The organism is Bacillus sp. GMa5/1, assembly GCF_050172015.1.
Classification (GTDB): Bacteria; Bacillota; Bacilli; order Bacillales; family Bacillaceae_G; genus Bacillus_A; species Bacillus_A cereus.
In genome coordinates this window covers 1-10,992 of record NZ_JBNLYC010000137.1, presented here as the reverse complement: position 1 = coordinate 10,992, position 10,992 = coordinate 1, and the positions used below count along the sequence as shown (strand labels likewise).

Here is a 10,992-nt window from a genome sequence, read left to right as displayed (position 1 = left end):
TACAACGACATTAAACCACTTTGCTCTTAAATCCACTACTTGTATTATTGATTGCATGAAACTCCTTCTTGAGAAAGGTTTTAATTTCCGAATATTCTGTTGACCGTTATAACATATCCAATTTACAATTTAATTGTGGTGTTCTTTCACAATTAAACTACTTAGAATACACTTCATTTATTTGAAAACAATTACAAATAGAGGTGCTAAAATGAAAACTAGAGTAAATCCAGAATTATTACAAGGATTAGAGATGTTTCCGGATCTCGATTTACGCCCAGAAAATTTGCAATCAATCAGAGAAGGAATAGCTCAAATGAGACCACCTACCGTTGTTGATGACTCTCTTTCTTTAACAGATAAAGTCATTGTTGGGCCTGATGATAATCCGTTACCATTACGAATTTATCGTCCAAAATCAAATCATGAATCTTTACCTGTCTTATTATGGATACATGGTGGAGGTTATATCTTAGGGTCTATAGATGATAACGATGATATTTGTATGAGGTTTGCAAAAGAAGCTAGCTGTGTGGTCGTGTCTGTAGACTACCGCTTAGCACCTGAACACCCTTACCCAGCACCAATTGAGGATTGTTATTCAGCTTTAAAATGGATTGCTGATAATGCAAAGTCATTAAACATTGATTCGAATCGAATTGGGCTTGCAGGAGTAAGCGCTGGCGGTGGACTAACAGCAGCATTATCATTATTAGCACGAGATCGAAAATATCCTTCAATTTGTTTACAAATGCCACTATATCCAATGATTGATGACAGAAATGATACACCTTCAGCGAATGAAATTAAAGAGGGATTTGTTTGGAACCAAAAGGCAAATGAAGCTGGCTGGAAAATGTATTTAGGAGAAATGTATGGAACGGATCAAATCCCTGCCTATGCAGCACCTTCTCGAGCTGAGGATTATAGTGACTTACCGTATACTTACACATTTGTTGGTCAATTAGATCCATTCCGCAGCGAAACATTAACCTATGTAAGCAAACTAGCACAAGCTGGTGTTGATGTGGAGTTTCATTTATATCCAAATGCCTATCACTGGTTTGAAGGGTTAAATCCAAATGCCGATGTATCTATTTATGCTGTGAACGAAATAGTACAAGCAATAAAGACTGGTTTCAAACGAGTATCCAAGGTTGAGGCTTAATCCCATTACAAGAGAAACACTTATAAATAGTATATATGTATTTATCATTTAAATATAATAGCCGATTCTAAATAAGAATTGGCTATTAATATGTAAAATCCGCCTAATATATCAAGGTTGAGAAACAGATATAAGATGTTTAGGCGATGTGTTTATTTCCTCTGCTAATGCTTTTATGTTCATCATGATTTGAAGTATTTCTTCTTTTGTTGTTCTTGGGTTAATAGAGCAAAGTCGAATTACTACTTTTTCTTTTAATTTAGTCGTACTTAGCATAGCAAATCCTCTTTGATTAATTTCTTCCACCAATTTTTTGTTTATTTCATGAATTGTATCTGTAGATGTTAGCTCACATGGAATATAACGAAAAGTAACAATTCCTAATTGGGCAGGTGTTACTACTTCCCAATCTTTTTCTTTCCTTAAAAACTCTTCAACTTGTTCAGCTAGCATAATGCCATGATCAATTGCCTCACGAAAAGCTGTAACTCCGAATGCTTTAAAAGAAAGCCATACCTTTAATGCTCTAAATCTACGAGAAAGTTCAATTCCACGCTCCCCAAAATTCACTTTTTCTTCTATATTAGTTTCTGTATCCTTAATATACTCTGGGATCATACGGAATGTTTCACTTAAATATTGGCTATTTCGAATAAGTACACAACCAACATCATAAGGCTGAAAAAGCCATTTATGCGGGTCTAACGTTAAAGAATCGGCACGATGAATTCCACTTAATAACTCCCTTCCTTTTTCACTGAGAATTGCTGCAGCCCCATAAGCCCCATCCACGTGTAGCCATATATCTTCATCACCACATACATCAGCCAATTCATCGAGGGAGTCCACCGCTCCGCAATTCGTTGTCCCTGCATTAGCAATAACACAGAATGGTTTTTTCCCTTTTAATCGATCTTCTTTTATTTGTTTTCTTAAAGTACTAACTGAAATTTTTAAGTCTTCATCTGTCTCAATTCGGCAAATTTGATGCTGTTTAAAACCTAATACTTTAAGTGCTCGATCTACAGAAAAATGAGTTTGGTTAGAAAAATAAACAATCGCATTTTCTATGTCATTATTCAGCTTGACCTGTCTCGCTACAGTAAGTGCAGTCAAATTAGCCATGGAACCACCACTGACAAATAGTCCTTCAGCTGAATCAGGGAATCCTAGCATTGATTTTAACCAGTTAATTGTCGTTAATTCAATTTGTTCGGCACCTGCACCTACTATCCAAGCTGTAGGAAATACATTAAACCCACTTGCTAAAAAATCTGCTAATACACCAACATAATTATTAGGACCTGGCACAAAAGCCATAAAATGAGGATGATCCACATGAGTAATTTGATTAAACACATTGTTATTAAGAAAATGAAGTAATTCTTTTGGATTAGATCCGTTTTCCGGAATCGTTTCAATTAGCTTGTCTCTAAAAATATTACTATCAATCGTTTCTGAAACTGGTTTACTTTTTAAATGATTCATATGATCAACAATCAAGTCAACCGCTTGATATCCTAACTGACGCATTTCTTCGGCTGATAACTGTAATTTTTTTGTCATTTGATTTACTCCTATTCTATTTAAAAAGGCGAGTTCTTGCTCGCCTTTTCATTTTTTATAATTTGTAATCACAAATTGTTTGTATTGGATTTTGAAGAATCGTGTTGATTAACCCATGGATGTGATTTAATATTTCCTGTATTTTCTCTGCTTCATATACCGTTTGATCATATCCAAACTTTATTGTAAGTCTTTCTTCAGGGAAGCACATAATTCCATACTTTACATGTGGCTCATCAACAACTTCGTAATCCGTGATAGCAAAATGTCTGTTTTCATTTGAAGAAAAGATTGCTGGATTAGTTGGATAGTTTTCAAAAACCCAAAGATGGTCAGTCAACTCAGTTTTTAATTCACTTTGCTTTTGTATATCAACAAATGAATAGTATGCATACTCATTACATTTCAATGTCTCTAGTTGTACCTTTTGCAGGAAGTCCACAAAAGATTGCGTTTCTGTCCATGCTAATCGGATAGGCAAAACATTTGTGAACAGACCGAACATATTTTCAATTCCTTCTACTTCGGGAGGTCTGACTGATACTAGATTAGGCAATACTACTTCTCTCGTTCCGTTGAATTTGCCAAGCAATATTCCCCATACAGCTAGTAATGCCGTATTCATAGTTATATTATTTTTAGTTACAAATGTCTGTAACTGATCAGTCAAATCCTTGTCTAATGTTAAATCCATAAAAGTGAAGTTTAACCCTTCACTTTTAGATGGGACTTTCTTTTTAGGAATACTAATTTTCTGATTGTATCCTGATAAATAATCTCGCCAAAAATGACGTGCTTTCTCATGATCTTGTGCCAAAGTCCAATCTATAAATGTTTCAAAAGGTTTTACCATGGGTAACCCCGCCGTAGTTCCGGCATTTGTAGTTTCGTAGAGCTGGAATAATTCGTCTATCAAAATGCTGACGCTCCAACCATCACATAATAGATGATGGGAACTCCAAATTACTTTATGCTCGTTATTACCTAGTTGGAATATACAGAGACGTGTCATAAGTTCATCATTTTTAAATCCTCGACTTAAATTTTCATTCATCCACTGTTTTAGGAATTCTTGCTGTTCTTGTTTCGTCATCTCAATCAAGTTTTTTATTTCTGAATTTATTTGAACATCATATAGAACAGCTTGCCAAGGTTTTGCTTGTTCATCTTGCACAATTATTGTTCTTAAAGAATCATGACGATCAACTAATTGTTGGAAACACTGAATAAAGAGTTTAATATCCAGCTCCCCCTCAAGTGCCCAAATTGTTTGTTCAAAATATGCATTTGTATCAGGTTCATTCGTAGCATGCTCATAAATAACTTCCTGGAAAGGTGCTAACGGGTAAATACGTTCTATTTTTATATCCGGCATTTTTTCTTGTATTTTGTTAAGTGTATGTTGATTAAGTTGTTTATCTTTAACATTTAGTAATGTAGCTTTATTATCGTTCATTATGTTTACATCATTTGTTTGTGAACTTGAAAACTGGTCTAGCTTTTTAACAAATTGAACCATGTCCCTTAATATAGGAAATGAAAATATATTTTTTGGTTCAAGCTCGAATCCTTGTCGATACAGTCTGACGGACACTTGAATCGCTTTTATCGAATCTCCACCTAAGGCGAAGAAATGATCATTTACTCCAACCTGATCTATTTTGAGTACTTCTTGCCAAATACTAGTTAATATTTTTTCCATTTCAGTTTTTGGGGCAATAAATACTTCATTTTTTTGTTTCTCCGGAGTAGGTAGCGCTTTTCTATCTAATTTCCCGTTTGGAGTCAGGGGTAATTGGTCCAAATAAACAAAATAAGAAGGAATCATATAATCTGGCAAGTGATCTCGCAAATGCTTTCGTAGTTCTGTTGTACTAATATTTTGCTCAGTTACCACATATGCTACTAAAAATTTTATTCCGTTCTCATCTGTTTGATCAATTACGATAGCATGTTCGACTTGTTTATAAGTTAGAAGACAATGAGAGATTTCTTCTAACTCTACTCGATATCCCTGAATTTTCACTTGGTAATCTTGGCGGCCTAAAAATTCAATATATCCCTCAGAATGCATTTTTCCACAATCTCCTGTTTTATATATAAGACCAAAATCAGGATGTGACACAAACGCTTCATTTGTTTTCTTTTCATCATTTAAATATCCTTTAGCAAGGCCCACTCCCCCGATATATAAATCTCCAATTACACCAACAGGGCACATTTTCTTTTCATAGTTCAACACATAATACGTTTGGTTTGCCAAGGGCATCCCGTATGGAATACTATTCCAATGTGATTCCACCTGTTTGACCGGATAATAAATTGACCAAATCGATGCTTCTGTTGCCCCTCCTAGTGAGACTACTTCTGCAATCGGAAAATGTCGTTTTATTTTTTCTGGTAAAGAAAGCGGAATCCAATCTCCACTATGTAAAACTAAACGTAAAGAAGGATATTCAAAATGAGAACCTACTTGCTCCAATGCCAAATCCATGATTGCAGGCACTGTATTCCAAATTGTAATCCCTCTACGTTCGACAGTGCGGATTAATTCTTGCATGTCTCTCGGATCACGAATCATTACTAACATTGCACCTGTGCTTAAAGCTCCGAAAATATCGTATACAGATAGGTCAAAACACATGGAAGAGATACCAATAATACGATCATCTTCATTCACCTCATATTTTTGATTTATGTCTTGAATAGTATTTGTAACCGCTTGGTGAGTAATAATTACTCCTTTTGGTTTTCCTGTACTTCCTGAAGTGTATATAATATAGGCAATATCTTCTGGACCAGCAATAGCGGGCATATCTTCTGTTGTATAAAATGAAAAATGATTTTCTTCATAAAGACTAGGTTCTAATAAAAGCTTGCATGAGCTATTTTTTAAAATATATGTTTGGCGATCTAAAGGATGATCGGGATCAATCGGAACATAAGCGGCACCTGATTTTAAAATACCTAACATATTAACAATTGTGTCAACTCGCCTTTTTGCTAAAAGACCCACTTTGTCACCTAGACCAATACCTTGCTCTTTTAAGAAGTGGGCAATTTGATTAGAACGTTTATGAAGTTCCGAGTATGTTAACCATTCTTGTTCAAATACCACCGCTACTTCATCCGGCGTACGTTTTACTTGGTCTGTAAATAATTGATACAGAGTAGTTGAAGGTATTTTTTTTGTTGTTTCATTGTATTGCTTAATTAGAGTTTGATCCGATTCTTTCATATGCAAAGATGTTATATCGCTTTGTTTCACCAATTGTTCCAATAAGTCAACAAATTGGGAAAACATTGCTTCTATTACATCAACATCAAACAACTCTTCAACATAGTTCCAGCTAATTAATAACTCTCCATTTTTTTCAATTACTACATTATCCAAATACACTTGTGGAGTCCGAGCATGAATATAGCGAAGAGAACCAAGTTGTTCCCAAGAGAAAGCACCTGCACCTGCTAACATCGAGGTGAAAACGATTGGCATAACTGCTTTTGGCGTCATTTGATGATATCGAGTAAAATCTCGAATAAAGTTAACTCCATCGTAATGACGATGTTCAAGGCCATCTAATAAAGTAGCTTGCGTTTCTTTTACTCTAGTAAAGAAAGTTTGCTCTGGTTTTACATCAACATCCAATAAAATAAGTGATGTGAAATCTCCAACAATCTGTTCTACTTCATCATGAACAGGATAACGGTTAAATACAGTCAAGTTAATTGCTAATCGACGTTGATTACTCCAATATGCCAACACATCACCATATATTGTACAAAGTAGAGCGGAAGGCGTTACCTCTTTCTCTTGTGCTAACTTTCGTAGCTTTGTCCATTTTTTATTATCCAGGATTTTTGTAAGTGATTGGAATTTAGGAGTAGCAATCTCTGCTGGATCCTTTTTTAACAGCAAAGAAGGTGCAAACGGAAAGTCAGGAAGCTTACTTGTCCAATAATCTTTTGCTGTTTTATATTCTTCGCTTTGTTCCATTTCATCATAGATAAACATATAATCTTGAAAATCAAAAGATAAAGATTCTAATTTTTGATTTGATTTATAATAATAATGCAACAAATCCTGTCCAACAATGTTCATGCTTGCTCCGTCCATTAATAAAGCATCGTATCGAAAACATAATAAATACGTGTCTTCTTTTAAAAGAAAAGCTTTCAATTCAAACAAAGGCCATTGCCCCAAAGGGAATACATGGTTAGTCATTCGAGAACGCTCTTCTTGTAAGCGAGCATGTTGATTCCTATCATCTAAATCTATGAGACTCACTATTTCAATCTCGTAATCAGGAACGCTTTGTAATATTTGCTGTTTTCCCTCTGGTAAAATTACAGCTCGCAACATTGGATGACGATGAATTACCTTTTGAAAACTTTTTGAAAGACGATTGATATCCAATGCTGTTTCATATTCAAAATATGTTTGAGGGGAAATACCACTTAATTCAAACTGTGAATTCCGTCCTATCATATACGCGGTCTGAACTTCTGTTAAGGAAAATGGCTTAGACAAATCTTTAACATGAGCTGGTCTACTTTCAAGGTTTTCCTCTTTATGCTCTAGCTTTACACAAGAACTCAGTTGAGCGATTGTGGGGTGCTTAAAAAAATCTGTTGTACTTATTTTTAAGCCGTCTTTTCTTAATAAATTAATTACCTGAAGTGCTTTAATAGATTCTCCTTTTAATGCAAAAAAATTATCATGAATACCGATTCCCTCGATCTCCATAACTTTTTCCCATGCACGCACTAATTTTTGTTCAATTTCATTGCGCGGAGCAACGTATGGAATTGATACATAATCTGTTTGTGTTATATCCAACAATCTTTTTCTATCCACTTTTCCATTTGGATTCAATGGAATCTCTTCTACCTGAATCATTTTTTCAGGAATCATAAACTCAGGTAATTTATCACTTAAATATTTTCTGATTTCACCAAAAGACACCTTGTTATCCGATACATAGTAGGCAGCTAATAATTTCCTATTTCCATACACTTGATCAACAACGATAGCCTGGTTTATTTCTGGATATTCCCTTAATTGAGTTTCGATTTCTCTTAATTCAATCCGATACCCCCGAATTTTCACTTGATGATCCATTCTACCTAAATATTCAAGTTCTCCATTAGGCAACCAACGAACGAGATCACCTGTATGATACATCATTTCCCCTGCCGCAAAAGGACTCGGTACAAACTTTTCATCTGTCAGTTTATTTTTACCAAGATACCCTCGTGCTACCGCTACGCCAGCAATGCAGAGTTCACCGGGAATTCCAAATGGTTTTAATTGGCCATACTTATTCAATATATAGGAATGATAATTCGGGTTAGGTTTGCCAATCGTAACTTCTTTGGAAGTGCTCAACTCTTTTACTGTTGCGCAAATGGTTGTTTCTGTGGGACCATAAATATTTAAAATTGTTGCTTCACTGATACAACGAATTTTTTCAACCAAATCAATGGAAAATGATTCTCCTGCTAACAAAATAGATTTTAAATCTTTTAGAAAAATCGCCCCTTCTGGATCACTCAAAATCACTTCCATTCGCGATGGCGTTGATTCCCATAAATCCACCTTATGTTTTTTGACCAAATGAGCCAATTCTTTTGTTGCAAACTGGTCCTCTGTAGCAATTACTACTTTTGAACCTTGCGTTAAAGGAAGACATATTTCTAACAAGGAAATATCAAAAGATACACTAGCAAGAAACAAGAATGATTGATTAGCTTTTACTTTTTCTCTCATTACATTTAAAAAATGAACTAGCGATTTTTGTTCTATCATTACCCCTTTTGGATTTCCTGTCGATCCTGATGTGTAAATAACATAAGCTAAATCATTAGGATTATGTTCTCGTACTAAATTACTTTCTTCACCTTGAAAAAGATATTCTTTATCAAGATACAGTACTTCACCTGCAAATTGTGGCAATACTTCCTCTGTTCGCTTACTAAGTAAATATTTTGCTTGACTATCTTGTAACATATATTCAATTCGTTCAGTTGGGTAGTTAGGGTCTATTGGTAAATAGGCTGCTCCTGCTTTTAAAATCCCCATCATACCAATAATCATTTCTAATGACCGATTTACCATAACGCCAATAATACTTTCTTTTGAAACACCTTTACTTTGAAGAATAGAAGCCAATTGATTCGCTTTCTTATTCAATTCTCTATATGTCAAAGATTGATCATTACAAACAACAGCAATTTGATCTGGAGTTTTTAATACTTGCGCTTCAAACAAATCTTGAAATGATTGAAACAAGTCTATGCCTGTTTGAAAAGTATTCAATCCTTCTAACAACTCTTTTTCTTCTTCTGCAATAATACAAATATCTTTCAATGCCAAATTCGGATTTTGTGAAACTTGCTTTAAAACATAACAATACGAATTGGCAAACTGTTGCAAAGAAGAGAATGAACGGGACTTGCAAGAAATTTGAAATTCAAATTCATTATGTATTTCATTCCATTTTCTTCGTATCCATAGGGCTAAATTATTCTCTGCGTATTCTTCTAGCGAATTTTCATTATGTAATCCTTCCATCCCGATTACAATTTGAAAAGGAGTTAAATTGTGTTTAACTAATAATTCAGAGAGCGGATACTCCTGATTTTCATACCCGAATAAAGTCGTTTGTTCAATCTCATTTACTAATTGTTTAAAGGTGTGATGCGGCTGGATTTCACTTCCTAAAGGAATCAACTTATTAAGATTCTCACTTTGTTCAAGATTCTTTTCAATTATAGGAATACCAATAGTAATTCTTTCTTGATCTGTATAATGTGCCAAACAAACCCTTAAAGCGGCTTGAAACCAGCTAAATAATAATAAATCTTGAGACTTACTTATTTTTTGTATACTTTTACTAAATTCTACATTCACTATGACTTGAACGTATTCACAAGGTGTTTCTTTATTTAGTTGGTAATCGCTATTAAATTTAAATACAGAAAAATCGAGAATCTCGGAAGATAATTGCTCCTTCCAAAACGCTTCTACTTCTTTATTTTCATGAATCGAACTTCGATCTTTAATGTGCATTTTTATCTTTATCCCCCTAATATTCATTTCTTCTACTCGTTAATTTTCAAGCCAACTTCAAGCCCATGGAGAAACACTTGATGACTATCCAAACATAAAAATTGCTGAATATCTTCAAATTTCATATGACCAACTGAACAAACCCCTAAATTTAATGTCTCAGCAACCATATTTAAGGTAGCAGTGATAATGCCTGACTCAATACAAGCAAATAAATATCCATCTGAACCGTATTTCGGGATGGAAGCGTTCGCATTATAAACCAAATAAACTGAGAAGGCAGATTGAGTAAATAAATCCTGATTAATTAACTCATGATCACTTTTGATTACTTGATCAATGTTGTTTACAATCACAAGACTATTTTTTGATGGGTTATAATAATAAAATCCAGCTTTCATATCCTCTATACGTTTTGGTTTTACATAAACAAAGATATCAATGGGATAGAGCCCGCCTGCACTTGCGTAATGATAGTATATTTTTTCTTCCCTAACCTGTTTTAGAGTTGATAAGAATCGGGAAAATTCCGAAAAACTAATATGTTTTTCCATATCAAATTGACGACAAGACCTACGTTCCTTGATTATAGTAGGTAGCTCATTTGTTGTTTCAAGTTGAATTTCGGTCGACCGTGCAGCAACGTGCGTGCGATTTAATTGTTCACTCATATACTTATCTAACTTTTCTTTAGAAAAGCGAATCTGGTTGCTATATGGATTTGAAAAAATCTTTTCTTGTGAAGAAAATACTTCTCTTGGGTGTAATATATTACTTACTAACACACGATTTTTTATCATGAGCTCTATGTTTTTTTGTGTCTCTTCTACATTTCCTAACGAAAAGCGCTCTACTAGTTCACTAATTTTCACACCTTTTTGAGCCATAAAATAAAAATCTGGAAACCACTCAGACAGAATACCTGTAAATCTCATTTCCCCTATCAAAACTTCATTATGCAACTTCTCCCAATGCTTAATCGGAGACCAGTAATAAATTTTCTCGCTCATATAACCCTCCATAAACGTTTAACTTATTTTTGAAATGCAATTTTCTAATTTACAAAAATTTTTTCGGATTCTGCTCCTTGTCTCATAGTGATTATAAATACATGCACTTTAACGAAACTTGAAAATAATGAAATAACTTTTTCTTCATTAAAATTTTTTATTTCATCATAAAAAAT

At 34.2% G+C, this 10,992-nt stretch carries 4 protein-coding genes; 1 reads left to right on the top strand and 3 read right to left on the bottom strand.

What is annotated here, in order from left to right; translation table 11 throughout:
* Nucleotides 1-211: 211 nt before the first annotated feature.
* Complete coding sequence (locus ACQGSG_RS22480; protein WP_061655549.1) at nt 212-1,168, top strand: alpha/beta hydrolase; 957 nt, start codon at nt 212-214, stop codon at nt 1,166-1,168.
* Between the two features lie 111 nt (nt 1,169-1,279).
* Here the strand turns inward: ACQGSG_RS22480 and ACQGSG_RS22475 are convergent, their stop codons facing one another.
* The 3 genes from ACQGSG_RS22475 to ACQGSG_RS22465 are packed head-to-tail and all read right to left on the bottom strand — an operon-like array spanning nt 1,280 to nt 10,816.
* Nucleotides 1,280-2,734, bottom strand: coding sequence for a pyridoxal phosphate-dependent decarboxylase family protein (locus tag ACQGSG_RS22475; protein ID WP_000162820.1), 1,455 nt, complete (start codon nt 2,732-2,734; stop codon nt 1,280-1,282).
* Between the two features lie 55 nt (nt 2,735-2,789).
* Nucleotides 2,790-9,806 (bottom strand): non-ribosomal peptide synthetase, encoded by a 7,017-nt coding sequence (locus ACQGSG_RS22470; protein ID WP_325843091.1) that lies wholly within the window; start codon nt 9,804-9,806, stop codon nt 2,790-2,792.
* A gap of 32 nt (nt 9,807-9,838) precedes the next feature.
* Nucleotides 9,839-10,816 carry a SagB/ThcOx family dehydrogenase gene (locus tag ACQGSG_RS22465; protein WP_116291444.1) on the bottom strand — a complete coding sequence of 326 codons (978 nt, stop codon included), beginning with the start codon at nt 10,814-10,816 and terminating at the stop codon, nt 9,839-9,841.
* Nucleotides 10,817-10,992 lie beyond the last annotated feature (176 nt).